Source organism: Streptomyces sp. NPDC058289, from assembly GCF_042880975.1.
Taxonomy (GTDB): domain Bacteria; phylum Actinomycetota; class Actinomycetes; order Streptomycetales; family Streptomycetaceae; genus Streptomyces; species Streptomyces stoeckheimensis.
The window spans coordinates 52,064-77,547 of sequence record NZ_JBHVYI010000003.1; the positions used below are offsets into that span (position 1 = coordinate 52,064).

Below are 25,484 nucleotides of genomic sequence, written 5' to 3' on the forward strand. Positions count from 1 at the left end.
CCAGGGCAGGCGGCGCGGTGCCGGTCAGCCGTGCCAGGAGCGCCACAGGGCGGCGTACGCCCCGTCCGCCTCGACCAGGGCGTCGTGCGAGCCGAGCTCGGTGATGCGGCCGCCCTCGACCACCGCGATCACGTCCGCGTCGTGCGCGGTGTGCAGCCGGTGGGCGATCGCGATCACCGTGCGGCCGTCGAGCACCCGGGCCAGCGAGCGCTCCAAGTGCCGGGCCGCGCGCGGGTCCAGCAGCGAGGTGGCCTCGTCCAGCACCAGCGTGTGCGGATCGGCCAACACCAGCCGGGCCAACGCGATCTGCTGCGCCTGCGCCGGAGTCAGCGCCGAGGCTCCCGAGCCGACCTCGGTGTCCAGACCGGCGTCCAGCGCCCGCGCCCAGACCTCCGCGTCGACGGCACCGAGCGCCGCCCACAGCTCGGCGTCACCGGCCTCCGTGCGCGCGAGCCGCAGGTTGTCCCGCAGGGAGCCCACGAACACGTGGTGCTCCTGGTTGACCAGGGCCACGTGCTCGCGCACCCGCTCCGCGGGCATCTGCGACAGCCGCGCCCCGCCGAGGGTGACCTCGCCGGTCCGCGGCGCGTAGATGCCCGCCAGGAGCCGGCCCAGCGTGGACTTGCCGGCGCCCGAGGGCCCGACCAGGGCCATCCGGGTGCCCGGCGGCACCGACATCGACACCTTGTGCAGTACGTCGACGCCCTCGCGGTACCCGAAGTGCACCTGGTCCGCCCGGACGTTCCTGCCGTCCGGGGAGACACTCGCGTCGCCCGCGTCGGGCTCGATCTCCCGCACGCCCACCAGCCGGGCCAGCGAGACCTGGGCGATCTGCAGCTCGTCGTACCAGCGCAGGATCAGACCGATCGGGTCGACCATCATCTGTGCCAGCAGGGCGCCCGTGGTCAGCTGCCCCACCGACATCCAGCCCTGGATCACGCAGTACCCGCCGATCATCAGCACCGAGCCGAGGATCGTCACGTAGGTGACGTTGACGACGGGGAAGAGGACCGTCCGCAGGAACAGCGTGTACCGCTCCCACGCAGTCCACTCCTTGATCCGCCGCTCCGACAGCTCGATCCGGCGCCCGCCGAGGCGGTGCGCCTCGATGGTGCGGCCCGCGTCCACCGTCTCCGTGAGCACGGCCGCGACCGCCGCGTAGCCGGCAGCCTCGGAACGGTAGGCCCGGGGGGCCCGCTTGAAGTACCAGCGGCAGCCGATCACCAGGACCGGCAGCGCCACCAGCGCGGCGAGTGCCAGCGGCGGCGCGGTCACCGCGAGCGCCCCGTAGAGCAGGCCCGCCCACACCACGCCGATGGCCAGCTGCGGCACGGCCTCGCGCATCGCGTTGGCCAGCCGGTCGATGTCCGTGGTGATCCGCGACAGCAGGTCACCGGTTCCCGCGCGCTCCAGCACGCCCGGCGGCAGGCCCACCGACCGTACGAGGAAGTCCTCGCGCAGATCGGCCAGCATCTCCTCGCCGAGCATCGCCCCGCGCAGCCGGACCAGCCGCACGAACACGGTCTGGACGCCGAGCGCCAGGGCGAACAGCAGCCCCACCCGGCCCAGGTGGAGTTCGCGGGCCCCTTCCGAGAGCCGGTCCACGACCTGGCCCAGCAGGTACGGGCCGACCATGGAGGCGATGACCGCGACCGTGTTGACCCCCACCAGGACCAGGAAGGCCCGCCGGTGGCGACGGAACAGGCCGCGCACGTAGTCCCGTACCGTCGCGGAGCTGCCCACGGGCAGGGTCGCGGCCGTTTCCGGAGCGGCCGGATCGTAGTGCGGCGGCGCCACGCCGATCATGCGGATTCCTCGATCTCTGTCAGTACGGATTCCAGCCGCGGGAGCCGCTGTTCTTCCTCGGTCTCGCGGGTGACGACCGCCCGGTAGCGCGGGTCGCCGTGCAGCAGCTCGCGGTGCGTGCCACTCGCCGCCGCCTTGCCGTCGTCGATCAGGACGACCCGGTCGGCGCGGTCCAGCAGCAGCGGCGAGGAAGCCAGTACCACCGTGGTGCGACCGGAGCGCAGGGCCGAGATCCCCTCCGCGATCCGGGCCTCGGTGTGCGAGTCGACCGCAGAGGTCGGCTCGTCCAGCACCAGCACCTCGGGGTCGGTCACCAGGGACCGCGCCAGCGCCAGCCGCTGGCGCTGCCCGCCGGACAGCGAGCGTCCGCGCTCGGTGATCCGGGCGTCCATCGGGTCGTCCACCCCGTCCGGGGCGGACTGCAGCAGGGCGTCCAGCACGTCCGCGCACTGGGCCGCCGCGAGCGCCGCGGACGGCGCGACCGCTCCGGACGCCGGTACGTCGAACAGCTCGCGCAGCGTCCCGGACAGCAGGACCGGATCCTTGTCCTGTACGAGGACCAGCGTGCGCGCGGTGTCGAGCGCGAGCTCGTCCAGCGCGACCCCGCCCAGGAGGACGGAGGGCCCGGCCGCTGCGTCCATCGGGTGCCCGCCCAGGCGCTCGGCGAGCCGACCCGCCAGGTCGGGGTCCCCGCAGACCACGGCGGTGAACCGGCCCGCCGGGACCAGCAGCCCGGTCTCCGGGTCGTACAGGTCTCCGCCGGAGGCCGGGGCCCGCGCGGCCTCGGTGGCGACGACCGGCTCCGCGGCCGTCTCCGGCTCCGCACCGGCCTCCGCCTCCCCGCCGGTTTCCGCCTGTGCGCCGGTCCGGGTCAGCGAGAGCACCCGGGCGGCCCGTTTGGCGGAGGGGCGGGAGAAGGAGTACGCCATGGCGATCTCCTCGAAGTGCCGCAGCGGGTAGAGCATGGTGGCCACCGCGCTGAAGGCGGCGACGAGTTCGCCGACGTCCAGTCGGCCGTCCAGGACGAGCGCGGACCCGTACCAGACCACCGTGACCAGCAGCGCGCCCGGCAGCAGCACCTGGATCGCGGAGATCAGCGCCCACATCCGGGCACTGTGCACCGCTGCCTCGCGGACCTGCTGCGAGGCCTCGCGGTAGCGGCCGAGGAACAGTTCCTCGCCACCGATGCCGCGCAGCACCCGCAGCCCCGCCACGGTGTCCGAGGCCAGTTCGGTGGCCTTGCCCGCCTTCTCCCGCTGGACGTCGGCGCGTCGGGTGGCTCGCGGCAGCAGCGGAAGGACGGCCAGGGCGAGCACCGGCATGCCGAGGGCCACGACCACGCCGATGGTGGGCGCGTAGAACAGCAGGACGACACAGCCGATGACCAGGGTCAGGGCGGCGGCCAGGAAGCGGGAGACCGCCTCGACGAACCAGCCGATCTTCTCCACGTCGCCCGTGGAGACGGCCACGACCTCGCCCGCCGCAACCCTCTGGGTCAGGGCGGAGCCCAGCTCGGCGGTCTTGCGGGCGAGCAGCTGCTGGACGCGGGCGGCGGCGGTGATCCAGTTGGTGACGGCCGTACGGTGCAGCATCGCGTCGCCGACCGAGATCGCGACGCCGAGCAGCGCGATCAGGCCGCCGACCCACAGCAGCCGGTCGCCGTCGCCGTCCACGACCGCGTCGATGCCCAGGCCCACGGTGTACGGCAGTCCCGCGATGCCGCCGAAGTGCAGGAGCCCCCAACACAGGCTTTTGGCCTGTCCGCCGAGTTGGCCCCGCCCCAGCCACCAGAGGAAGCGGGGGCCGGAGCGAGCGTCGGGTACCCCTGGGTCCGGATACGGAAGATCGCTGATCTGCATGACGCCCCATGACTGGTCGAGTGTTCCAAACCGTGCAAGGTTCGCGTTCCGGACCGGTCCGGGGCAATCGATTTTCCGTTGGCCACAGCTCGTCGCAGCAGGGTCTGCTCACCCGGAGAGCGAGCCGGAAGTCGACGCGCCGTCCTCCCCCGGTCCGGCTCGGAGGTGCCGGATCGACGGCCGGGCGCGTCGAAGCGGGTTCGGCGTCCGCTGTCAAGGCACGAATTCCCGAGACATGACGTGCGGTCTTTCGATCATGCCTAGTGGAAAGCGACCCTTCACTCGGCATGACGGCTTGGGAGAGACGAATGGCGACGGACCCTGAGATCAAGCGCTGGGCGGCCGCTGAGCGAATGCCGGAGGAAGTCGACGGCATCTCCCTCGCCCGATCCGTGACGGAAATAGTACAGCGGACGGGGAAGTATTTCCTTTCGAAGGAAACGCTCCTTCGATTGAGTGCCATCAGGCGACGGCACGGGACGAACCGCCCGTTCCTCGCTGCTTTTCTCGACTGCGCCCTCGACAAACACCAGGGACGTTTCCAGAACCGGACCTACCTCGCACTGCCGGTCCTGGAGCTCCTCATGGACGATCGGCACGCCGCGCTGAGCGCGGACCGGATCTCGACCCTGCTGATGGCCGACGTGGTCCGTTTCGAGATCGACGCGGCAGCCGGGTCGCCCGAGGGGCCCGGACGGGACCGGCCGGATGCGTCGACGCTGAGCACGCGGTTGAGGCACGCCCTACGACTCGTGACGACGGGGCTCGGCCAGTCGGAGGCCGAAGACCTTCCTTCGCGGCTGGCGCACGCTCCCCGGTCCCACCTCGAAGGCCTTGCCGATCGCCTGCCCCGGCCCCCGGCGACGGATTGCGCCCGGTGGTTCGACGTCACCGTCCAGCCCGTCTCCGTCGTTCATGACGAATACTTCTTCATCCGCGTCCTCCAGACCCACGAAATGCATTTCACCGCAATAGCGGCGGCCATGAAGAAGGTGATCGGGTCGCTGCGCGCAGGGAATCCGGAAGGGGCCGTGGATCTGGTGGACCATGCGGTGGTGATGTTCGAGCGGGCCGCGACGCTCTTCCGCGTCGTGGCCACGATGAGGGCGGAGCAGTTCTCCGCCTTCCGGCAGTACACCCAGGGTGCCAGCGCCATTCAGTCCGAACAGTACAAACGGTTCGAGAGTCTGTGCGATGTTCCGGCCGTGCCGCGCCTGGAGTCGTCCGCATTCACGAGCGTGCCCGCCGTGCGGGCCGAGGTGGAGGATCCCGGCCACGACACCGTCACCCGGGCCTATCTCGACCTCCGGAAAGAGGGGCGTTTCGACCGGGCGCAGTGGAACCGGCTCGACATGGCGATCAGCCGTCTGGAGCGTGGGCACCAGCGGTGGAAGTCGGCACATCGCGGTCTCGCCGCACGCATGCTCGGCGACGCCCACGGTTCGGGCTACACCGACGGCGTTCCCTACCTGACGGAATGCCTGGAGAACCGACTGTTCCGGCAACTGGGCACCAGCCCCTGACGTGTGAACCGTCCGTCATTGCGGGCGTGTTGCAGGTTCGTGGCCATCGGGGCCAGGAGGTTCCCGCAGGTGGGGCCGGGCTTCTACGGTCCGTCGGGAATCACGACCAAGGAGTGTCCCGCCATGCCCCTCGACCTGTCGGACGAGAGCCAGTACGACCGTGCGCGCCTGCGGCAGTGGGAGCGCGGCCGCGCCCGCTCCTCCGGGGTGGACCGCCGCGACCTGCTGAAGCTGTTCGCTGCGGGGGCCGCGGCCGGCTCTCTGGGCCTGGGCGCCGCCGGAACCGCCGAAGCTTCCGCAACGGGCGCAGCCGGTAACGGAGCCACCGCCGCGACGACGCCCGCCGCCGCGCCCGGGACCGTGAAGCCGCTGCCGCCCGAGCTGTTCACCATCCGGGGCACCAACGCGGAGACGAACTTCGCCGCCCTGCACGGCACGGGGCCCCTGACCCCCCTCGACCGGTTCTTCGTACGCAACCACACCGTCACCCCGCGCCTGGACCCGCACGACTGGCGGCTGAAGGTGTGGGGCGACGCCCTGACCGGCGGCCCGGTCGAGTTCTCCTACGATCGGCTGCGCGCGCTGCCGGCTGTCGAGCGGACCCTGTTCATCGAGTGCGCGGGCAACGGCCGGAGCTTCTACACCACCCAGCAAGGACAGCAAGTGACCGGGACCGCGTGGACCCTCGGCGCGATCGGCGTGGCACGCTGGCGCGGCGCCCGGCTGTCCGACGTCCTGAGGCGGGCGGGTCTGGCCCGCGGGGCCGTGGACGTACTGCCCCGCGGGCTGGATGACGAGGTCGTCACGAACGGGGTGAACCTGGGCCGGGTGCGGCGCCCGCTGCCCGTCTCCAAGGCCCTCGACGACGTGATCCTCGCGTACGAGATGAACGGCGAGCCGCTGCCGCCCGACCACGGCGGTCCGGTCCGCGTGGTCGTACCGAACTGGATCGGGATCTCCTCGATCAAGTGGGTCGGGGACATCGAGGTGAGCGGGCAGCCCCTCTACACACCGTGGAACACCGACCTGTACCGGCTGTTCGGGCCCGACCAGCCACCGCATGGCAGTGCCCCGCTGACGCGCCAGACCCTCAAGAGCGCCTTCGAGCTGGAGCTCGGTGCGACCGTGCCCGCCCACCGGCCGCGGCTGCTGACCGGGCGCTCGTGGTCGGGCGCGGCGCCCGTGCACCGGGTGGAGGTCAGTACCGACGGAGGGGTCCGCTGGCAGCGGACCCGGCTGCACGACGCCCCGCGCCGGGGCAGCTGGGTGCGCTGGTCACTGCCGTGGACCCCGCGGGCCACCGGTCCGACCGCGCTGCTCGCGCGGGCCACCGACGCCACCGGACGGACCCAGCCGGCGACCACGGCCCACAACACGCAGGGCTACCTGTTCGACGCGGTGGTGCACCATCCGGTGACCGTGGTCTGACCGGAGCGACCGAGCGGATATCGGGCCCCTAGGGCCTGTCGTCGAACCGGGTGGCGCGCTCCAGTTCCAGCAGCGCCGAGTAGTAGCTGCGGCCCGTGGCCCGGTCCATGCCCACCTCGCACATCCGGTTCGCCGACAGGTGCGCGTCGAACTGCCGCGCCGTCACCTCGGCGGCCTCGCGCGCCGTGGCCGACTCCGTCAGCTCAGGGTGCAGCATGCCGCGGTCGCCCGCGAAGGCGCAGCACCCCGTGTCGTACGGGACCACCACCTCGTCGGCGCAGGCCTCGGCCACGGCCCGCAGGTGTGCCTCGTCGTCGAGGTGCCGCATCGAACAGGTGGGGTGGAGCACCGCCGAGCCCACCGTGCGCCGGACCTCCAGGTGCGGCAGGAGCTCCTCGGCGGCCCAGACGATGGAGTCGACGATCCGCAGCTCGGCGTGGAGCGAGCGGTTGTCGTCCGTCAGGTACGGGACCACCTCGTGGGCGATGCCCAGGGTGCAGGAGGACGCGTCGACCACGAGCGGCAGTCGCCCGCCGGCCGTCCAGCCCCAGGCGGCCTCCACGATCCGGTTGGCCATCACGCGGTTGCCGGCGTCGTACCCCTTGGAGTGCCAGATCGTCGCGCAGCAGGTGCCGCGGACGTCCCCGGGGATCCACACGGGCCTGCCCGCCCGCCCCGACACCGCCACCACGGCCTCGGGCAGGGAGGGCTCGGAGGTGCCGTCGGGGCCGCCGAAGATCCGGTTGACGCAAGCCGGGTAGTAGACCGCGGCGGCGCCCGCGCGCCGGGTGGCGGGCAGCTTGCGGGCCGCGGCGCCGGGGACCTGCGGCAGCCACTCCGGGACCAGGTCGGGTCGTACGATCCTGCGCGCGGCCCCCGTCACGGCCTCCAGGAGCCCGTCCCCGACGACGTCGGTGATCTTGTCGGCGGCGGCCACGGCCAGCCGCGCGGCCACTTCGACGGCGCCGAACCGCAGGGCCGCGAGCTCGGCCGCACGCTCCTCGCGCGGGCTGTGCCGGCGGTGGCGGAAGTCCCTCATCAGGGCGCCGGTGTCGATGCCGACGGGGCAGGCGAGTTTGCAGGTGGAGTCGCCGGCGCAGGTGTCCACGGCGTCGTACCCGTAGGCGTCGAGCAGACCGTCGAGCACGGGGGAGCCGGGCTGCTGGCGCATCATCTCCCGGCGCAGCACGATCCGCTGGCGCGGGGTGGTCGTCAGGTCCTCGCTGGGGCAGGTCGGTTCGCAGAACCCGCACTCGATGCAGGGGTCGGCGACGGCCTCCACCTGCGGGATCGTCTTGAGGCCGCGCAGGTGCGCCTTCGGATCGCGGTCCAGGAGGATCCGCGGGGCGAGCACCAGGTCCGGGTCGATGACCCGCTTGGTCCGCCACATCATCTCGGTGGCCCGGGGCCCCCACTCCAGTTCCAGGAAGGGGGCCATGTTGCGGCCGGTGGAGTGCTCGGCCTTCAGCGAGCCGTCGAAGCGCTCCACGGTGAGCCGGCAGAAGGCGTCCATGAACGCGGCGTACCGCTCCACGTCCGCGGGCCGGGCGGCGTCGAAGGCGAGCAGGAAGTGCAGGTTGCCGTGGGCGGCGTGCCCGGCGACGGCCGCGTCGAAGCCGTGCTCCGCCTGGAGTTCGAGGAGGGCCTCGCAGGCCTCGGCCAGCCGGGACGGGGGGACCGCGAAGTCCTCGGTGATCAGGGTGGTGCCGGAGGCGCGGGCGCCGCCGACGGCCGTGACGAAGGCCTTGCGGGCCTTCCAGTAACCGGAGATGGTCTTGGCGTCGCGGGTGAAGGCATTGGTCACCGAGGCCACCGGGGCCACCAGGTCCAGCCCGGCCAGCACCTCGGCGGCCCGCCGCTCGTACTCCGCGCGGCCGGCCTCGTCGGTTGCCCGGAACTCCACCAGCAGCGCAGTGGTGTCCTTGGGCAGAGCGGCCCAGTCCGCGGGGACGCCCGCGACGCTCACCGAGGCGCGCAGGGTGTTGCCGTCCATCAGCTCGACGGCCAGTGCCCCCGCCGCGTTGAAGAGCGGTACGGCGGCGGCCGCGGCGGGCAGCGAGGGGAAGAAGAGCAGGGCGCTGGTGAGCTCGCGGTCCAGCGGCAAGGTGTCGAAGACGACCTCGGCGATGAACCCGAGCGTGCCCTCGGAGCCGACCATCAGCCCGCGCAGGATCTCCACCGGGGTGGCGCCGTCGAGGTAGGCGTCGAGGCGGTAGCCGGTGGTGTTCTTGATCTCGTACTTGGCCCGGATGCGGGCGACGAGCTCCGGATCGGCCTCGATCTCCTTCTTGATCTCCATCAGGCCGTGGCACAGGGCGGGCTCGGCGTGCTCCAGCTCCTCGTCGGCGAGCGGATCGGCGGTGTCCACGACGGTGCCGCTCGGCAGGACGAAGGTGAGGGAGGACAAGGTGCGGTACGAGTTCCTCGTGGTGCCCGCGGTCATGCCCGAGGCGTTGTTCGCGACGACTCCGCCGAGGGTGCAGGCGATGGCGCTGGCCGGGTCCGGGCCGAGGACCCGGCCGTGCCGGGCGAGCGCGGCGTTGGCGCGCACGACGGTCGTGCCCGGCTGGATCCGGGCCCGCAGGCCCTCCTCGAGCACCTCGACCCCGGCCCAGTGACGGCGGACGTCGACGAGGATGTCCTCGCCCTGGGCCTGACCGTTGAGCGAGGTCCCGGCGGCCCGGAAGACCACCTCCCGCTGCTTGCCGTGGGCGTAGGACAGCACGGCGGAGACGTCGTCGATGTCCTCGGCGATCACGACGACCTGCGGCAGGAACCGGTACGGGGAGGCGTCGGAGGCGTAGCGGACCAGGTCGGAGACGCCCGAGAGCACCTTGTCGGCGCCCAGCAGCTCGCCCAGCTCGCTCCGCAGCGGCTCGGGGGTGCCCGTCGAGGCGCGGTCGGGCACCCGGTCGGGGGCGGGGCCGCTGAGGGTGCGCGGGCGCAGGGCCCCCGGCTTCGGTTCCAGCAGTGGCATCTGCAGCCCCTCAACTCGCGCCGTGTCGGTCGTTCTCACTCGTTCGGCGCAGCCCCGGCCCTGTCCCGGCCGGATCCTCGCCCGTCAGCAGCCGTGCTCCGCCGGAGCGTCCGCCAGAGCGTTCAGCAGACCGCCGAGCACCTCGCGCTGATCGGCGGTCAATGGAGCCAGGATCTCCTCTGCGGCTCCGGTTCGCGCGTTGCGCAGGCGGCGCAGCGTGGCGCGGCCGGTGTCGGTGAGTTCGATCCTTATGACACGGCGGTTCGCCGGGTCGGGCACGCGGCGGACGCACTCGGCGCTCTCCAGGCCGTCGACCAGCGTGGTCACGGCACGGGGCACCACCTCAAGGCGGGCGGCGAGGTCCGCCATCCGGGGCGGCCGCACCGTGGAGAGGTGGGCGACGGTGCGCAGCAGCCGGGACTGGGCCGGGGTGATGCCGAGCGGCTCCAGATGGCGCTTTTGGATGCGGTGGAGCCGCCGGGTCAGGCGGAGCAGCTGCTCGGCGAGGACACCGTCGGTCGTGTCGGCGCTGTCGGGGCCGCCGACGCCCTGGCTGCTGTCGGTCTCGGAAGCGGTGCTCATGCTGCGGTCCTCATAATGGGAACGATATCAGGACCAGATTCATTGTGAGTATAGGTAACAATGAGCTATGCTCATTCGAGTCTCGTCACCTGTCATGAAGGAGGCCCATGCGCCCCAAAGAACCCGAGTGGGAACCCTCGAAAGAATCCCTCGACCCCAGCGGCCCCGCGCCGGACGAGCGGCCGCGCGAGCTGCGCCGCATCGTCGGCCTCTTCCGGCCCTACCGGGGTCGGCTCGCCGTCGTGGGCGTGCTCGTGGCTGCCTCCTCGCTGGTCGGAGTCGCCACCCCCTTCCTGCTGAAGGAGGTCCTCGACGTCGCGATCCCGCAGGGCCGTACCGGGCTGCTCAGCCTGCTCGCCCTGGGCATGATCGCGACCGCGGTCGTCACCAGCATCTTCGGCGTGCTCCAGACCCTGATATCCACCACCGTCGGCCAGCGCGTCATGCACGATCTGCGCACCGCCGTCTACGCACAGCTCCAGCGGATGCCGCTGGCCTTCTTCACCCGTACGCGCACCGGCGAGGTGCAGTCCCGCATCGCCAATGACATCGGCGGAATGCAGGCCACGGTCACCTCCACGGCGACCTCCCTCGTCTCGAACGCGACGGCCGTCATCGCCTCCGTCGTCGCGATGCTCGCGCTCGACTGGCGGCTCACGCTCGTCTCGCTCGCCCTGCTGCCCGTCTTCGTGTGGATCAGCCGCCGCGTCGGCGGCGAGCGCAAGAAGATCACCGCGCAGCGCCAGAAGCAGATGGCCGCGATGGCCGCGACGGTCACCGAGTCCCTGTCGGTCAGCGGCATCCTGCTCGGCCGCACGATGGGCCGCGCCGACTCGCTCACCACCTCCTTCGCGGAGGAGTCCGAGAAGCTCGTCGACCTCGAAGTGCGCTCCAGCATGGCCGGGCGCTGGCGGATGTCCACCATCGGCATCGTCATGGCCGCCATGCCCGCGCTCATCTACTGGGCGGCCGGCATAGCCCTGCAGACCGGAGCCCCTTCGCTCTCGGTCGGCACCCTCGTCGCCTTCGTCACCCTCCAGCAGGGCCTGTTCCGGCCCGCCGTGAGCCTGTTGTCGACCGGCGTTCAGATCCAGACCTCCTTGGCGCTCTTCGCCCGCATTTTCGAGTACCTCGACCTGCCGGTGGACATCACCGAGCGCGAAGACCCCGTCCGCCTCGACCGCGCCAAGGGCGAGGTCCGCCTGGAGGACGTCCACTTCGCCTACGACGCCAAGAGCGGCCCCACCCTGACGGGCATCGACATCACGGTCCCGGCCGGAGGTTCCCTCGCGGTGGTCGGCCCGACCGGATCCGGCAAGAGCACGCTGAGCTACCTCGTGCCCCGGCTCTACGACGTCACCGGCGGCCGGGTCGCCCTCGACGGCGTCGACGTGCGCGACCTCGACTTCGACTCGCTGGCCCGCTCCATCGGCGTGGTCTCCCAGGAGACCTACCTCTTCCACGCCTCCGTCGCCGACAACCTGCGCTTCGCCAAGCCGGACGCCACCGACGAGGAGATAGCGGAGGCGGCCCGCGCGGCCCAGATCCACGACCACATCGAGTCCCTGCCCGACGGATACGACACCCTGGTCGGCGAGCGGGGCTACCGGTTCTCCGGCGGAGAGAAGCAGCGCCTGGCCATCGCGCGGACCATCCTGCGCGACCCGCCGGTGCTGATCCTCGACGAGGCCACGAGCGCCCTGGACACCCGCACCGAGCACGCCGTGCAGCGGGCCATCGACAACCTCTCCCAGGGCCGCACCACCATCACCATCGCCCACCGCCTCTCCACCGTCCGCGACGCCGACCAGATCGTGGTGCTCGACGGGGGCCGGATAGCGGAGCGCGGCACCCACGAGGAACTGCTGAAGGCCGACGGCCGGTACGCCGCCCTCGTCCGCCGCGACCGGGAGAGTGCACTCAAGCCGCAGGCTCCGGCGTCCGGCGGGCTCCTGGGAGCGCTCGGTTCCGAGATGCGCAAGGCGGATCTGCTCAAGCCCGGGACGTTCAAGCCGGACACCCTGCGCGGCACCGAGCCGACCCCGGTGAACGTGTGATCGTATGACCGGCACACGGGTGGGATGTCGGGAATCCGATGGTTCGCGGGTTAGCGTGCCCGCATGCGTCATGAGAACCGGCCGCCGTCACCGCGCCGTTCCCGGCTCACCCGCCGGGGCAGGCTGGCGCTCTTCCTCGGAACCGTCCTGGGACTCGGGGCAGCCCTCCTGATCCCCCTGTTTCCCGGGGAGCGAGCGCCCGAGAAGCCGCGCCAGTTGCTGATCCCCGAGGGCTGGCGGGCCCCACAGGTCTACGCCGCCATCGACCGCGAACTGAAGCTCCCGGCCGGCTCCGCCAAGGCCGCGGTCGCCACGACCGCCCTGCCCCTGCCCGCCGAGGCGAAGGGCAACCCGGAGGGGTACCTCTTCCCGGCCACCTATCCGGTGACCTCGCAGTCCACCCCGGCCTCACTGCTCACGTACATGGTCGAGACGGCCAACAAGAGCCTCGCCACCAAGGCCGTCGCGGACGGCGGCAAGGTCCACGGGATGACCCCGTACCAGACGGCCACCCTCGCGAGCATCATCGAGGCGGAGGCCGAGACCCGCGGGGACATGGGCAAGGTCGCCCGGGTGGTGCACAACCGGCTGGCGAAATCGATGCCGCTCCAGATGGACTCCACCATCAACTACGCGCTGAACCGTTCCACGGTGGACACCAAACTGAGCGAGACGAAGATCGACAGCCCCTTCAACACGTACGAACGCCAGGGCCTGACGCCCACCCCGATCGACAGTCCCGGCCTGCAGGCCATGGCGGCCGCGGTGGCCCCGACACCCGGAGACTGGCTCTTCTTCGTCACCGTGAAGCAAGGGGACACCCGCTTCTCGGCGACGTACGAGGAGCACAAGCGGCACGTGGCCGAGTTCAACCGGATCCGGTCGGCCTCGCGCGCGACCTGAACGCGCGCGACCTGAACGTGAGCGATCTGAACGCGCGCGACCTGAAGCGGCCCGGACGCAGGGCCGGATCCGAAAGGGACGGCCTAGTGGATGCCGGCCCCGGTGCGGGTGAGCAGGCGGTGGATCTCGCGTGCCGCGGCGCCGCCGGCGCGGTTGGCGCCGATGGTCGATGCCGACGGGCCGTAGCCGACCAGGTGGATCCGCTCGTCGCGGACCGCGCGGGTGCCGTCGAGCCGGATGCCGCCGCCCGGCTCGCGCAGGCGCAGCGGAGCCAGGTGGTCGATGGCGGGGCGGAAGCCGGTGGCCCACAGGATCACGTCCGCCTCCACCCGGCTGCCGTCCGACCAGGCCGCTCCCGTCCTCGTGAGGTGATCGAACATCGGCCGGCGGTCCAGGACGCCCGACTCCAGCCCGCCCCGGACCGCCTCGTTCAGGGGCAGCCCGGTGACGCTGACCACGCTCCGGGGCGGCAGCCCCTGCCGCACCCGTTCCTCCACCAGGGCCACCGCCGCACGGCCCTGTTCCTCGCCGAAGCTCCCGTCGCGGAACACCGGGGGCCGCCGGGTGACCCAGGTGGTCTCCGCCGCCACCTCGGCGATCTCCAGCAGGTGCTGCACCGCCGAGGTGCCGCCGCCCACGACGATGACCCGGGCTCCGGTGAACTCGCCCGGCCCGGGGTAGTTCGCGGTGTGCAGCTGGCGGCCCCGGAAGAGCTCCTGTCCCGGGTAGCGCGGCCAGAACGGCCGGTCCCAGGTGCCGGTGGCGTTGATCAGTGCCCGCGCAGACCAGGTCCCGGCCAGGGATTCCACCAGCAGCCGGCGGTCCGCCCCGTCGCGTACGGCGGTGACGTCCACGGGCCGGCGTACGTGCAGGTCGAAGCGGTCCTCGTAGGCGGCGAAGTACTCCGCGATCACCTCGGAGGAGGGCCGCAGCGGGTCGGCGCCGGTGAGTTCCATCCCGGGCAAGGCGTGCATGCCGTGGACCTTGCCGTAGGTGAGCGAGGGCCAGCGGAACTGCCAGGCGCCGCCCGGGCGCGGCGCATGGTCCAGGACCACGTGGCGTATGCCCGCCCGCGCCAGGTGGTAGGCGCCGGACAGCCCCGCCTGTCCGGCGCCCACGACGACCACGTCCACGTCCTGCACCGCGAAATCGTTCACGGTTCTACCAACTGGGGGAGGTGCCGAGATCTTCCCGGAACGCCATGCGCGGACCCGGCTCAGCGCGCCAGCAGGCCGCGCGCCGCGAGCTACGGAGTCACCCCCTCGCCGAACCAGTACGCCTCCTCCAGGTGCGGATAGCCCGACAGCACGAAGTTCTCGATCCCGAGCGCGTGGTACTCCTCGATCCGGTCCGCCACGTCCCCGTGGCTCCCGACCAGGGCCGTACCGGCGCCCCCGCGCACCAGGCCCACCCCGGCCCACAGGTTCGGGGAGATCTCCAGCTTGTCGCGCGAGCCGCCGTGCAGGGCCAGCATCCGCTGTTGGCCGACCGACTCGCTCGCGCCCAGCGCCGCCTGCGCCGTGGCGATGGACGCGTCGTCCAAGTCGCCGAGCAGCCGGTCCGCCGCCGCCCAGGCCTCCTTCGCCGAATCCCGGGAGATGGTGTGCAGCCGGATACCGAACTTCACCGTCCGGCCCCGCTCCTCGGCCAGCGCACGGATCCAGTCGATCTTCTCCTTCACCTCCTGCGGCCGCTCGCCCCACGTCAGGTACACGTCCGCGTGCTCGGCGGCCACCGGACCCGCCGCGGCCGAGGATCCGCCGAAGAAGATCTCCGGCAGCGGGTCGGGCGGCAGCGCCGTCAGCCCGCCGTCGATCCGGTAGTGCTCACCGTGGAAGTCGAAGGGCTGTCCGCCCCAGACGCCGCGGACGACCGAGAGGAACTCGGCCGTGCGTGCGTAGCGCAGATCGTGGCCGAGGTGGTCGCCGAACCGCCGCTGCTCCGCCGAGTCGCCGCCCGTCACCACGTTCAGCAGCAGCCGGCCGCGCGTGATCCGCTGGTACGTCGCCGCCATCTGCGCGGCCGGCGTCGGTGAGATCACCCCCGGCCGGAAGGCCACCAGGAACTTCAGCCGCTCGGTGTGCTGCGCGAGCGCCACCGTCGTCAGCCAGGCGTCCTCGCACCAGGTACCGGTCGGGGTCAGCACCGCCTCGAAGCCGAGCCGCTCGGCCGCTTTCCGGATTGCCGCGACTACTCGATGTCGGGCTCGCGCACCCCGGCGGCGGCATGGTTGTTGGCGTAGGCGTGCCGGTCGACCAGGGTGCGGCCGTCGCCGCCGGTCGGCAGGAACCAGTGCAGTCGTACCGTCATCAGGATTCCTTCCCGTACGTGCGGGGGGCGGTGGTGGAGGGCGGCAGGTCCCGGTTGAAGCGGGTGTCGACGAAGTCCTTGAAGACGACCTTGCCCGGGATCAGCTTCAGCTCGGTGAAGGTGTCGGCGATCTTCTGCTCGGAGGCCACGGCCGCGTCGTCCACGGCCACGGCCACCCGGGTGCCGTTGCTGCGCTTCACGGAGTCGAAGGCCACCTCGTACGGCAGCCCGGTCTCCTTCGACCAGACCTTGGCCCACTCCTCCGGGTGCTTGAACACCCAGTCCTGGGCGCGCTGGAGGCGCTGGAGGTAGTCCCCGATGGCCTTGCTCTTGCCCTCGTCCGCCAGCGCGCCGGGCGCGGCCACCTGGAAGCCGAGCCCGTTGACGATCCCCTCACCGCTGGTCAGGACGCGGGCGCCGGAGCGCAGCACCTGGGAGGTGTACGGGTCCCAGACCGCCCAGGCGTCGACCTTGCCGCTGTTGAAGGCGGCCAGCGCGTCGGCCGGCTGGAGCAGCGTGATCTGTACGTCGGCCCGGGGTCAGGCCGGCCTGCTGGAGGCTCGCGATGAGCTGGAAATGCGCCGAACTGCCCTGCGCCACCGCGACCTTCTTGCCGCGCAGCTCAGCGGGGGACTGGAGGGTGGAGTCCTTGGGTACGAGGATCGCCTCACCGGCGGAGGAGCCGTGCGTGGCTCCCACGACCGTGATCTTCGACTTGGCCGCGGCGGCGAAGACGGGCGGGGTGTTGCCTACGCCGCCGATGTCCACGGCCTTGGCGTTGACGGCCTCCAGCAGCGGGGGACCGGAGGTGAAGGTGGACCACTTGATCTCGTAGTCGAGCTCGTCCAGTTCGCCGGCGGCCCGCAGCAGCGACTCGTAACCGCCCTTCTGGTCACCCACGTTGAGGGTGACCCTGGCGCCGCTCTTGGCGCCGTCCTTCGCGCCGGCGCCGGTGTCGGCGGCCGAACTGCCGCCGCAGGCGGTCAGGACCAGCGACAGCGGAATCAGCGCGGCGATCAGGGGCAGGGTGTGACGTCTCATGTCGCTTCTCTTCGATCTCTCGTACGGGAACCAGGGCAGGGGAAGTGGAGGGGCCGGTCGGGGCTCAGCCGACGCCGAGCTCGGCCAGCAGCCGGGTGCGCAGCGCGGCGAAACCGGGGTCGCCGACCGAGCGCGGCCGCTCCAGGGGCACTTCGGTGTCGTGGGCGATGCGGCCCTCGTCCATGACGAGCACGCGGTCGGCCAGCAGGACCGCCTCGTCGACGTCGTGGGTGACCAGCAGCACCGCGCAGCCGCGCCGCTGCCACAGCTCGGCGACCAGCCGCTGGGCCTTGATCCGGGTCAGCGCGTCGAGCGCGCCGAACGGTTCGTCCAGCAGCAGCAGATCGGGCTCGCGGACCAGGGCGCGGGCCAGGGAGGCCCGCTGCGCCTCACCGCCGGACAGGGTCTTCGGCCAGGCGTCGGTGCGGTGCTCCAGTCCGACCTCGGCCAACGCCCGCTCCGCACGCTCGCGTTCGGGGTGCCCGGGCAGGCCGAGCAGCACGTTGCGCCAGACCCGCTTCCAGGGCATCAGTCGGGGAGCCTGGAAGGCCACCGCCCGGCGCTCGGGAACCAGGACCTCGCCCTCGATCTCCCGGTCCAGGCCGGCGAGCACCCGCAGCAGCGTGGACTTCCCGCAACCGCTGCGGCCGAGGAGCACGGTGAACTGCCCGGCTCGCAGGGTCAGATCGAGTCCGTCGATGACGGCCCGGCCGTCGAAGGACCGGCTCAGCCCCCGGACCCGTACCGCGGTATCGGCCGGGTCCGTCGTGGCGGTGGCGGCGGTGGCGGCGGTGGCGGTGGTGGCGGCAGCGGTCACTGGCCGGTGAAGGTCGGTCGCCATTGCAGCAGCAGCCTTTCGAGAGCGCGGACGATGAGGTCGGCGGTGAGGCCGAGGAAGGCGTAGACGACGAGGCAGACGACGATGACGTCGGTGCGGAAGAACTCGCGGGCCTGGTTCATCAGGAACCCGATGCCGGCGTCGGCGTTGATGGACTCCCCGAACACCAGGGCCAGCCAGCCGGTGGCCAGGGAGTACCGCAGCCCGGTCATGAACCCGGGCAGCGCGCCCGGCAGCACCACGTGCCGCACCAGGCCCCAGCGGCCCCAGCCCCAAGGCCTCTCCCGCTTCAATGAGTTGCTCGTCGACCCCGCGGATCCCGGCGTACACGTTCAGGTAGAGGTGGAAAGCCGTGCCGAGGGCGATGAGCGCCACCTTCGGCGCCTCCCCGATGCCCATCCAGATGATGAACAGTGGGATGAGACCCACCCAGGGCACCGTGCGCAGCATCTGCACGCTCGCGTCGATCAGGTCCTCGCCCAGCCGGGAGAGCCCCGACAGGAGCGCCAGCGCCGTCCCCACCGTGCCGCCCAGGACGAGCCCGATCGCCACGCGCTGGAGCGACACACCCATCGCCGCGGGCAGGGTGCCGTCCCCGATCAGGCCGGCGGCGGCGCTCGCGATGGTCGAGGGCGGAGCGAGCACATCGGCGGGCAACCAGCCCAGGCTGCTGGTCAGTTGCCACGCCGCGAGCAGGAGGAGCGGCCCGATGGTGCGCCGCACCCAGCGGGGCGGGGAGCGCCGTTTCGCCGAGGCGGGTACGACGGGCACGAGTGCGGGGGCGCTGCCGACCGCGTGCGCGAATGCTGTTTTAGGCGATATATCCGGCCGCGCATGGCTGGTGAGGGTCATGGGTGCTCCACGGAAGGGGAGGGCGAGGGGCGGGGCAGGTGGAAGCGCACGCCCGTCGGCCCCCACGCCGGTGCGAAGGCGGAGTACGGGGGCCGCAGAGCTCGGAGATCCGGAGCCGGGTGGATCCGGAGCAGCGGAGGACCCGAGCCGCGGAGGTCCGGGGCTCGGGGGATCGGCGGCTCAGGGAATCAGAGGGCTCAGGGCGTGCAAAAGGAGAGCGCGGAGCGCTCGTGTCACAGGTGAAAGGGCGTCAGCAGCCGCGACAACACGCGGCGGAGGCCACCCGCAGCAGGTCGATGTGACCGCGCGTGGTGAGCATGACGGGACGCAACATGCGGCGACACTTAGCCATTCACCCGCTCCCGGTCAATGGCGTCTCGATACCTGGGATTGCGATCTCTCCCATCGGGACGGCATCCGTCAGGAGCGGTGCGCACGGAGCGTGGCCAGGACCGGGTCCCGGGGTTGGAGGGTGAGCCCCGGGAGGACCCTCGCGCGGGTCGGACCGCTGTCCAGGTGGAAGCGCTGGGCCACGACGGCCAGCACGAGGGCGGCCTCGACCAGGGCGAACCGGGCGCCCAGGCAGGCGCGCGGGCCGCCGCCGAAGGGGAACCAGGCGTGTTCCGGGATCCGGTGGGCGGCGGTTGCGTCGGCGGACCACCGCTCGGGGCGGAAGGCCTCCGGCTCCGGGAACCAGCGCTCGTCCCGGTGCATCGACCACGGGCTGATCCACACCGACAGGCCGGCCGGGACCGGACGCCCGCCGAGCGTGGCGCCTTCCCTGGCCACGGCGGAGATCAGCCAGATCGGCGGGTAGATCCGCAGCGCTTCCTTGACCACCTGCTGGGTCCAGGGCAGCCGTGCGTAGTCCTCGTAGGTCGGCAGCCGGCCGCCGAGCACCCGGTCCAGCTCCTCCGTCAGCCGTCTCCGTGCCTCCGGTGCCCCCGAGAGCAGTTGCCAGGCCCAGGTCAAGGTGGTGGACGTGGTCTCGTGGCCGCCGATGTACAGCGTGATCGATTCGTCCCGCAGCTCCGTGCGCGACAGCGGCCCGCCGTCCTCGTCGCGGGCCGAGAGGAGCCTGCTGAGGAGGTCGTCCCGCTCCTCGCCGGCCGCCGAGGCCGCCTCGTGCTCGCGTATGACGTGCTCGATCTCGCGGTCGAGGACGTCCACGGCCGCGCGCATCCGGCGCCGTCCCGGAGTCTGCACCCAGGGTGGCAGGAACATCGTCACGCCCCGGAATTCGGCGCCGAGTTCGCGCTGTGCAGTGGCCATGGCCGCACTGATGGGTGCCTCCCGGCCGGCGGCATCGCTCCCGAACAGGGTGCGCACCGCGATGCGTTGGGTGAGTCCGGCCATCTCCCGGTGCACGTCGATCCGCGTGCCGTCGCTCCAGCCGGAGACCAGCGCGTCGGCGCACTCCACCATCGTGCCCGCGTACGAGCGCACTTGGCGCGGGCGCACCGAGGGCTGGACCAGCGCTCGCTTGCGCCGCCAGTCCTCGCCGGTGGCCACGACCACCCCGTTGCCCAGCAACTGCCGGAAGGCCCATCCCAGTTCGGTCGGACTGAAGGTGGACTCCACGGCGCCGAGGAGCTCACCGGCGTGCTCCGGCAGTGAGACCAGGACGTTGCGCTGCGGGCCGAGCGCCCAGGGCACCCAGTCCCCGTACTCGTCGCGCAGCGACTCGAAGAAGGCCAGCGGGTCGCGGGCGAAGGCGGGCAGGTTCCCCACCAGGGGCCAGCGGCGCGGTCCGCGCTCGGAGCCCGGGGGCGTCAGGGTGGCGGTCACCCCGGCATGGTGACAGGGCCGCCCCCAGGACGCCAGAGCATGCCGGACCCCGGGCCGCCGGAGAAGAGCCGAGCCCGGGGCGTCCGGACGGCTCAGGCCGCCTGCACGGCGGTGAGCCAGGTGTAGGCGCTCTCCGCGCTGAACTCCGTCTGCCCGGAGGGGAAGAGCAGCCCGGCCGCCGCGAAGGCCGGGTCGTCCGCGGTGGCCGCCACGTACGGGACGGCCACGCAGCGCATGCCCGCCGCGTGCGCGGCCAGGGCGCCCGGCGCCGCGTCCTCGACGACCACGCAGTCGGCGGGGTCCGCGCCCAGCCGGCGCGCCGCCTCGAGGAACACGTCCGGGGCGGGCTTGCCCTGGGCGACCTCCTCGGCGGAGACCACCGTGGTCAGCAGCGTGTCCAGCCCGGTGCCGGACAGGACCGCGTCGATCGCCTCGCGCGAGGAGCCCGAGGCCACCGCCATCGGGACGCCCTCGGAGTGCAGCCGCCGCACGAACGCGCTCATCTCGGGGTAGGCCTCGGTGTGGGTCCGGGCGAGCTCCAGGTAGGCGGCGTTCTGCTCGGCGAGCAACTGCTCCACCGGGGCCGCGATCCCGTACTCGTCCCGGAGGATCTCGAGGGTTTCCAGGGTGCCGATGCCGATGTACCGGGAGTGCTGCTCCCAGGTGAAATCGGGGACCCCGTGGCGCTCCAGGGTGCGCCGCCCGGACTCGTAGTAGTTCGGCTCGCTGTCCACGAGGGTGCCGTCGAGATCGAATATGACGGAGATCATCCGTTGTGCCCGTCCTGCCGGTGCCTGCCTTATTCCTGTCCCTACCATCTTGTCAGGGTTTGCGCGCCGCTCGTCCCACGGACTCGACCAGGGGAAGGAGTCGGTGCGCCACCCGCTCGCGCAGCGCGACCTCGGTCCGCGTGCGCACGACGCCGGGCAGCCGGATCAGCCGCTGGATGACGTCCTCCAGATGCGCGTTGTCCCGCGCGGCCACCCGGGTCAGCAGGTCCCCGCCGCCGGTGATGGAGAAGGCCTCGATGATCTCCGGTACGGAGGCCAGCGCATCGCCGACCTCGTCCAGGTGCCCCTGCGTGACCTCGATGTGCACGAAGGCCAGGACGGGATGCCCGAGCGCGGCGGGGGAGAGCACGGGGCCGGTTCCGGTGATCACCCCGGTGCGCTCCAGCCGGTCGAGCCGGGCCTGGAGGGTGCCGCGCGCGACGCCGAGGATCCGGGCGTACTCCCGGACGCTGGTGCGCGGCTGCTCGATCAGCAGGCGCAGGATCCGTGTGTCGAGCTCGTCCACCGCCATGCCGCGACTGTACCAATGCGTCATCATGCGTCCCGGATCAAACCCCCTGTGACCTGCGGTGGCGCCGCGCTCGCCAGGGCGGCAGGGGCAGGAATCCGCTGGTCCGGGCCCGGTACGCGGCGTAGCCGGGGCGCTCCGCCATGTGCCGCTCCAGCAGCCGCTTCCCGCTGCCGCCGATCAGCAGGTACGACATCACGAGAGGGGAGACCACCGACGCCGCCACCGCTCCGCCCGAGGTCCAGGCGGTCAGCGACAGCCCCCACCACACGCAGAAGTCGCCGAAGTAGTTCGGGTGCCGGGTCCAGGACCACAGGCCCCGGTCCATGATCCGTCCCCGGTTCGCGGGATCGGCCTTGAACCGGGCCAGCTGGTGGTCGCCGACCGCCTCGAAGAGCAGCCCGCACAGCCACAGCGCCGCGCCCGCCACCGCCAGGACCCCGGGACGCCCGGTCGCGTACGCCGCCGCCTGCACGGGCAGCGAGACCAGCCAGACCAGGCCCGCCTGGAGCAGGTAGACCATGCGCAGCGCGTACAGGTTCCGGTTGCCCGGAGCCTTGGAGAGCAGTCGCTCGTAGCGCGGGTCCTCGCCGTGCCCCCGGCCCCGCCACGCGATGTGCCCGGCCAGCCGCAGGCCCCACACCACCGCCAGGACCGCCGGCAGCGGGTGCCGGCCGCCCGAGAGTGCGTACGTGGCCACTGCGACGGAGACGAAGCCCAGACCCCAGGCCACGTCCACTCCGCGGTGCCTGCGCAGGCGGACCCCGACGGCGAAGGCGGCCAGCATGACGGCGAGGGCCGCCCCCGCCGAGACGGCCAGGTTGATTCCGAAGTCGCCCCAGTTCACCGGGGACCACCGCCCCGGGGCGGCGCCGCCGCGCTGCCGACGGTCTCGGCCGTCAGCAGGAACTGGTGCACGTCCAGGTAGCCGGAGGCGAACCCGGCCTCGCAGTAGGCCAGGTAGAAGGTCCACATCCGCCGGAACGTCGCGTCGAAGCCCAGCTCCGCCACCCGGTCGGCCCGCTCGGCGAAGCGCTCCCGCCACAGCCGCAGGGTCTGCGCGTAGTGGGCCCCGTAGGCCTCGGAGCGGGTCACGCGCAGCCCGGTGTGCGAACGCGCCATCTCCTCCACCACCCGCACCGACGGCAGCATGCCGCCGGGGAAGATGTACTTGTGGATCCAGGTGTACGTGTCCCTGGTGGCGAGCATCCGCTCGTGCGGCATGGTGATCGCCTGCAGCGCGACCCGCCCGCCGGGCGCCAACAGCCGGTCCAGCGTGGCGAAGTACACCGGCCAGTACTCGGCGCCGACCGCCTCGATCATCTCGACGCTCACGATGGCGTCGTAACTCCCCTCGGCCTCCCGGTAGTCGCACAGCCGCACCTCGACGCGGTCGGACAGCCCGACGGCCGCGATCCGGCGCAGGGCCAGCTCCCGCTGCTCCCGCGACAGGGTCAGGGTGACCACGTGCGCCCCGCGCCGGGCCGCCCGGACGGCCAGCTCGCCCCAGCCCGTGCCGATCTCCAGCAGCCGGGTGCCCGGACCGGTCCCCGCCAGGTCCAGCAGCATGTCGATCTTGCGGTGCTGGGCCTCGGCGAGCTCCTCCCGGCCGGCGGGCAGGGTGCGGAACACCGCCGAGGAGTAGGTCATCGTGGGGTCGAGGAACTCGGCGAAGAGCTCGTTGGACAGGTCGTAGTGGCGCTGGATGTTCGTCCGCGAGCCGTCCGGGGTGTTGCGGTCCGAGGCCGGGTGTCGGGAGGCCCACAGGCCGCGCAGCCGCTGGAGCGGAGCCGGTACCAGCCCCGTCACGTGCCCGGCCAGCACGGTCAGGACGGCGACCGGGTCGCGCGCGTCCCACTCCCCGGCCAGGTACGACTCGCCGAAGCCGATCAGTCCCTCCGCCGCGATCCGGCGTTCGAAGGCCTCCGGGTCGTACACCGCCATCGCGGGGCCGCCCCGCCCCAGGGTCCCGTCGGGGCCCATCCGGACCTGGAGCGGCAGCCGGTCCAGGGCCCGGCGGATCAGCAGCCGCCCGACGGCGGCCCTGGCCCGGGAGCAGGGCGGTACGGCCGGGGCGGCGGCGGTGGTGGTGGTCGACGTGCTCACTTCAGGCCCTCCTGGGGTACGTGTCGGGGTCGCGGGCGGACCGGCAGCCCGCGCAGCCACAGCCGGACGCCGTGGTAGCGGATGCCGACGCTGACGGCGGCGGTGGACCAGGGCCGGCGCAGCGCGGCGCGCAGCAGTCCGCGGGCGCCGGCGGGGCGGCGTGCGCCGCGGACGGTCGCGGTCAGGCGGGCGCCGTCCGAACCGCCGGCCAGCCGCACGGTCAGCGCGAGGTGTTCGCCCGGCTCGGGCAGCTGCATGCGGTAGGCGCCTTCCACCGCGAGGAAGGGGGAGACGTAGAACTCCTTGGGGACCGGGGCGACGTCGAGGTCGCCCCGGGCGGTCTCCGGAGGGAGCAGGTAGCAGTGCCGTTCGCCGTACGTGTTGTGCACCTCGGCGACCACCTGGCGCAGGGAACCGTCAGGTCCGTGACACCAGTACACGGTCAGCGGGTTGAAGACGTGGCCGAGCACCCTGGCGTGCGCCAGCATCAACACCCGGGAACCCGCGGGGAGTCCGGCGCCGCGCGCCGCGAGGAACGCATCCAGTCCGGCTCGGATGGAGGGGGCGCCGCCGCCGAAGTGGTCACGGGCCTCGAACCGGGCGAGCGGCTGCAACGGCCGGGGGAGGGGCGGCAGTCGGTCGAGGTCCACCAGCCACAGGTACGTCCGGTGCCGGAGCCGGTAGCTGCTCCCGCCCGACCGGACGTGCCGTACGTCGGCCAGGTAGAGACGGGGCTCCGCCGGGCCGGGACTCACCACGTCACCCCCAGCGCGGCGGCGGCCTCCACGCCCGAGCGGCAGCCGTCCTCGTGGAACCCCCACCCGTGATAGGCGCCGGCGAAGGCCGTCACGGGCCCCGACAGGGCGGGCAGGAGCCGCTGGGCCGCCACCGACTCCGTGGTGTAGACGGGGTGTTCGTACTCCATCTCGGCCAGGACCGACTCCGGCCGCACCTCGTCGTCCGCGTTCAGCGTGACCACGTACGGCTCCGGCCCGTCCAGCCCCTGGAGCCGGTTCATGTCGTAGCTGACCCGTACGTGCGCATCGGCCGGCCGGCACCCCGAGAGCCGGTAGTTCCAGCAGCCCCGGGCGCCGGGCGTGCGCGGCAGCACCGAGGTGTCGGTGTGCAGCACGGTCCGGTTGCGGGAGTAGCGGAAGGCGCCGAGCGCGGCGCGTTCCGCGTCCGTCGGATCGGCCAGCAAGCGCAGCGCCTGATCGGCGTGGACGGCGACGACCACCGCGTCGTAGAGGTCGGTGGCCCCGCCGGCGGTGGTGACCGACACGCCCTGCGGGGTGCGCGCGAGCGCCCGTACGGGAGCGGCGAGGCACACGGCGTCCAGCCGATCGCGGACCCGCTCGACGTAGCGCGCCGAGCCGCCCTCGACCGTACGCCAGTTCGGCGAGCCGCCCACCGACAGCATGCCGTGGTGTTCCAGGAACCGGAACAGGTAGCGGGCCGGGTACCCGAGCGCCGTGTTCGGCGGGCAGGACCACACCGAGGCGACCAGCGGGATCGCGAAGTGCGCGGTGAAGTAGGCCCCGAAGCGGCCCCGTTCCAGGAATTCGGCCAGGGTGATCTCGCCGGTCGCGGTCGCGGTCGCGGTGGTGGTGGCCAGCAGTCTCCTGGCCCGCCGGTGGAACGCCGGGATCCGTGCCAGCATCCTCAGGTACTCCGGGTTCACGGCGGACCGGCGCCGGGCGAACAGCCCGCGCGGCCCCCGCGCACCCGCGTACTCCAGCCCGCACCCCTCGCAGTGGACCGACAGGCTCATCGTCGTCGGCCGGGTGGCCACCCCCAACTCGCCGAAGAGCCGCAGCAGGTGCGGGTAGGTGCGGTCGTTGTGGACGATGAATCCCGAATCCACCGCGCGCACCACCCCGTCCGGCCCCTTGAGCTCGTGGGTGTGCGCGTGCCCGCCCAGCCGGTCGTCCGCCTCGTACAGGGTCACCTCGTGCGAGCGCGCGAGGACGTACGCCGCCGTCAGCCCCGACACGCCCCCGCCGATCACGGCCGTCCGCGGGCGCGGCGCCCCTCGCTCGGTCATCGTGTACCTCTCTCGTCACCCCGTCACCCGGGGCACCCCGGCACCCCTTCTTCGGAGCCGAGGGGGCTCTT

18 protein-coding genes and 3 pseudogenes are annotated in these 25,484 nt (G+C 72.5%); 4 read left to right on the forward strand and 17 right to left on the reverse strand.

The annotated features are described in order from the left end of the window. Positions 1-24: 24 nt before the first annotated feature. Entirely contained in the window at positions 25-1,806 is a 1,782-nt protein-coding gene (locus tag ACFVX6_RS02115; protein ID WP_389687018.1) for an ABC transporter ATP-binding protein, read from the reverse strand. Then, a complete protein-coding gene (locus tag ACFVX6_RS02120) occupies positions 1,803-3,665 on the reverse strand; it encodes an ABC transporter ATP-binding protein (protein ID WP_389687020.1) in 1,863 nt (620 codons plus the stop codon). Before ACFVX6_RS02120 ends, ACFVX6_RS02115 begins: the two co-directional genes overlap by 4 nt. A 308-nt stretch (positions 3,666-3,973) precedes the next feature. Between ACFVX6_RS02120 and ACFVX6_RS02125 the strand changes: the two genes are divergently transcribed. Further along, entirely contained in the window at positions 3,974-5,188 is a 1,215-nt protein-coding gene (locus ACFVX6_RS02125) for a tryptophan 2,3-dioxygenase family protein (RefSeq protein WP_389687022.1), read from the forward strand. A 123-nt stretch (positions 5,189-5,311) separates the two neighbouring features. Further along, positions 5,312-6,616: a sulfite oxidase gene (locus ACFVX6_RS02130; protein WP_389687024.1), complete on the forward strand. Its 1,305-nt coding sequence runs from the start codon at positions 5,312-5,314 to the stop codon at positions 6,614-6,616. Positions 6,617-6,644: 28 nt separating this feature from the next. Here the strand turns inward: ACFVX6_RS02130 and ACFVX6_RS02135 are convergent, their stop codons facing one another. Beyond that, positions 6,645-9,593, reverse strand: a complete 2,949-nt coding sequence (locus ACFVX6_RS02135) for an FAD-binding and (Fe-S)-binding domain-containing protein (RefSeq protein ID WP_389687026.1) — start codon at positions 9,591-9,593, stop codon at positions 6,645-6,647. Positions 9,594-9,677: 84 nt separating this feature from the next. Next, entirely contained in the window at positions 9,678-10,175 is a 498-nt protein-coding gene (locus tag ACFVX6_RS02140) for a MarR family winged helix-turn-helix transcriptional regulator (RefSeq protein ID WP_389687028.1), read from the reverse strand. Between the two features lie 107 nt (positions 10,176-10,282). Between ACFVX6_RS02140 and ACFVX6_RS02145 the strand changes: the two genes are divergently transcribed. Beyond that, on the forward strand, positions 10,283-12,232 hold the full coding sequence (locus tag ACFVX6_RS02145; protein ID WP_389687030.1) for an ABC transporter ATP-binding protein: 1,950 nt from the start codon (positions 10,283-10,285) through the stop codon (positions 12,230-12,232). A 63-nt stretch (positions 12,233-12,295) separates the two neighbouring features. Beyond that, positions 12,296-13,135 carry an endolytic transglycosylase MltG gene (mltG, locus tag ACFVX6_RS02150; RefSeq protein WP_389687031.1) on the forward strand — a complete coding sequence of 280 codons (840 nt, stop codon included), beginning with the start codon at positions 12,296-12,298 and terminating at the stop codon, positions 13,133-13,135. Between the two features lie 83 nt (positions 13,136-13,218). On the opposite strand, the gene ACFVX6_RS02155 is transcribed toward mltG, so the two are convergent. The 13 genes and pseudogenes from ACFVX6_RS02155 to ACFVX6_RS02215 all read right to left on the reverse strand — a co-directional run bounded on the left by ACFVX6_RS02155 (position 13,219) and on the right by ACFVX6_RS02215 (position 25,413). After that, positions 13,219-14,292: an FAD-dependent oxidoreductase gene (locus ACFVX6_RS02155; protein ID WP_389687033.1), complete on the reverse strand. Its 1,074-nt coding sequence runs from the start codon at positions 14,290-14,292 to the stop codon at positions 13,219-13,221. Positions 14,293-14,384: 92 nt separating this feature from the next. Then, positions 14,385-15,445 (reverse strand): annotated as a pseudogene (locus tag ACFVX6_RS02160) (LLM class flavin-dependent oxidoreductase); the annotation flags it as partial. Beyond that, positions 15,445-16,486 (reverse strand): annotated as a pseudogene (locus tag ACFVX6_RS02165) (ABC transporter substrate-binding protein). The pseudogenes ACFVX6_RS02160 and ACFVX6_RS02165, both read right to left, overlap by 1 nt. Before the next feature lie 64 nt (positions 16,487-16,550). After that, positions 16,551-17,327, reverse strand: coding sequence for an ABC transporter ATP-binding protein (locus tag ACFVX6_RS02170; protein ID WP_389687034.1), 777 nt, complete (start codon positions 17,325-17,327; stop codon positions 16,551-16,553). Further along, a pseudogene (locus ACFVX6_RS02175) lies at positions 17,300-18,176 on the reverse strand (ABC transporter permease). The gene ACFVX6_RS02170 and the pseudogene ACFVX6_RS02175 overlap by 28 nt, the downstream one beginning before the upstream one ends. A 250-nt stretch (positions 18,177-18,426) precedes the next feature. Then, positions 18,427-18,528: a putative leader peptide gene (locus ACFVX6_RS02180; RefSeq protein ID WP_389687036.1), complete on the reverse strand. Its 102-nt coding sequence runs from the start codon at positions 18,526-18,528 to the stop codon at positions 18,427-18,429. A gap of 68 nt (positions 18,529-18,596) precedes the next feature. Next, positions 18,597-19,964 carry a cytochrome P450 gene (locus tag ACFVX6_RS02185; protein WP_389687038.1) on the reverse strand — a complete coding sequence of 456 codons (1,368 nt, stop codon included), beginning with the start codon at positions 19,962-19,964 and terminating at the stop codon, positions 18,597-18,599. A gap of 92 nt (positions 19,965-20,056) precedes the next feature. Continuing rightward, entirely contained in the window at positions 20,057-20,734 is a 678-nt protein-coding gene (locus ACFVX6_RS02190) for an HAD family hydrolase (RefSeq protein WP_389687040.1), read from the reverse strand. 52 nt (positions 20,735-20,786) lie between these two features. After that, a complete protein-coding gene (locus ACFVX6_RS02195; RefSeq protein WP_249764881.1) occupies positions 20,787-21,266 on the reverse strand; it encodes an Lrp/AsnC family transcriptional regulator in 480 nt (159 codons plus the stop codon). A gap of 37 nt (positions 21,267-21,303) precedes the next feature. Then, positions 21,304-22,050 carry a DUF1295 domain-containing protein gene (locus tag ACFVX6_RS02200; protein WP_389687223.1) on the reverse strand — a complete coding sequence of 249 codons (747 nt, stop codon included), beginning with the start codon at positions 22,048-22,050 and terminating at the stop codon, positions 21,304-21,306. Positions 22,051-22,106: 56 nt separating this feature from the next. Then, positions 22,107-23,369, reverse strand: coding sequence for a class I SAM-dependent methyltransferase (locus tag ACFVX6_RS02205; RefSeq protein ID WP_389687042.1), 1,263 nt, complete (start codon positions 23,367-23,369; stop codon positions 22,107-22,109). Further along, on the reverse strand, positions 23,366-24,124 hold the full coding sequence (locus ACFVX6_RS02210; RefSeq protein ID WP_389687044.1) for a DUF1365 domain-containing protein: 759 nt from the start codon (positions 24,122-24,124) through the stop codon (positions 23,366-23,368). Before ACFVX6_RS02210 ends, ACFVX6_RS02205 begins: the two co-directional genes overlap by 4 nt. Continuing rightward, entirely contained in the window at positions 24,121-25,413 is a 1,293-nt protein-coding gene (locus ACFVX6_RS02215; RefSeq protein ID WP_389687046.1) for an NAD(P)/FAD-dependent oxidoreductase, read from the reverse strand. Before ACFVX6_RS02215 ends, ACFVX6_RS02210 begins: the two co-directional genes overlap by 4 nt. Between the last annotated feature and the right edge of the window lie 71 nt (positions 25,414-25,484).

What these genes read in the sequence shown, in the direction of transcription:
- mltG (WP_389687031.1), top strand. Translation starts at nt 12,296, where the DNA reads ATGCGTCATGAGAACCGGCCGCCGTCACCGCGCCGTTCCCGGCTCACC.
- ACFVX6_RS02115 (WP_389687018.1), bottom strand. Translation starts at nt 1,806, where the DNA reads ATGATCGGCGTGGCGCCGCCGCACTACGATCCGGCCGCTCCGGAAACG.
- ACFVX6_RS02130 (WP_389687024.1), top strand. Translation starts at nt 5,312, where the DNA reads ATGCCCCTCGACCTGTCGGACGAGAGCCAGTACGACCGTGCGCGCCTG.
- ACFVX6_RS02170 (WP_389687034.1), bottom strand. Translation starts at nt 17,327, where the DNA reads ATGGCGACCGACCTTCACCGGCCAGTGACCGCTGCCGCCACCACCGCC.
- ACFVX6_RS02200 (WP_389687223.1), bottom strand. Translation starts at nt 22,050, where the DNA reads ATGCTGGCCGCCTTCGCCGTCGGGGTCCGCCTGCGCAGGCACCGCGGA.
- ACFVX6_RS02180 (WP_389687036.1), bottom strand. Translation starts at nt 18,528, where the DNA reads ATGGCTAAGTGTCGCCGCATGTTGCGTCCCGTCATGCTCACCACGCGC.
- ACFVX6_RS02190 (WP_389687040.1), bottom strand. Translation starts at nt 20,734, where the DNA reads ATGATCTCCGTCATATTCGATCTCGACGGCACCCTCGTGGACAGCGAG.
- ACFVX6_RS02140 (WP_389687028.1), bottom strand. Translation starts at nt 10,175, where the DNA reads ATGAGCACCGCTTCCGAGACCGACAGCAGCCAGGGCGTCGGCGGCCCC.
- ACFVX6_RS02145 (WP_389687030.1), top strand. Translation starts at nt 10,283, where the DNA reads ATGCGCCCCAAAGAACCCGAGTGGGAACCCTCGAAAGAATCCCTCGAC.
- ACFVX6_RS02215 (WP_389687046.1), bottom strand. Translation starts at nt 25,413, where the DNA reads ATGACCGAGCGAGGGGCGCCGCGCCCGCGGACGGCCGTGATCGGCGGG.
- ACFVX6_RS02120 (WP_389687020.1), bottom strand. Translation starts at nt 3,665, where the DNA reads ATGCAGATCAGCGATCTTCCGTATCCGGACCCAGGGGTACCCGACGCT.
- ACFVX6_RS02135 (WP_389687026.1), bottom strand. Translation starts at nt 9,593, where the DNA reads ATGCCACTGCTGGAACCGAAGCCGGGGGCCCTGCGCCCGCGCACCCTC.
- ACFVX6_RS02125 (WP_389687022.1), top strand. Translation starts at nt 3,974, where the DNA reads ATGGCGACGGACCCTGAGATCAAGCGCTGGGCGGCCGCTGAGCGAATG.
- ACFVX6_RS02195 (WP_249764881.1), bottom strand. Translation starts at nt 21,266, where the DNA reads ATGGCGGTGGACGAGCTCGACACACGGATCCTGCGCCTGCTGATCGAG.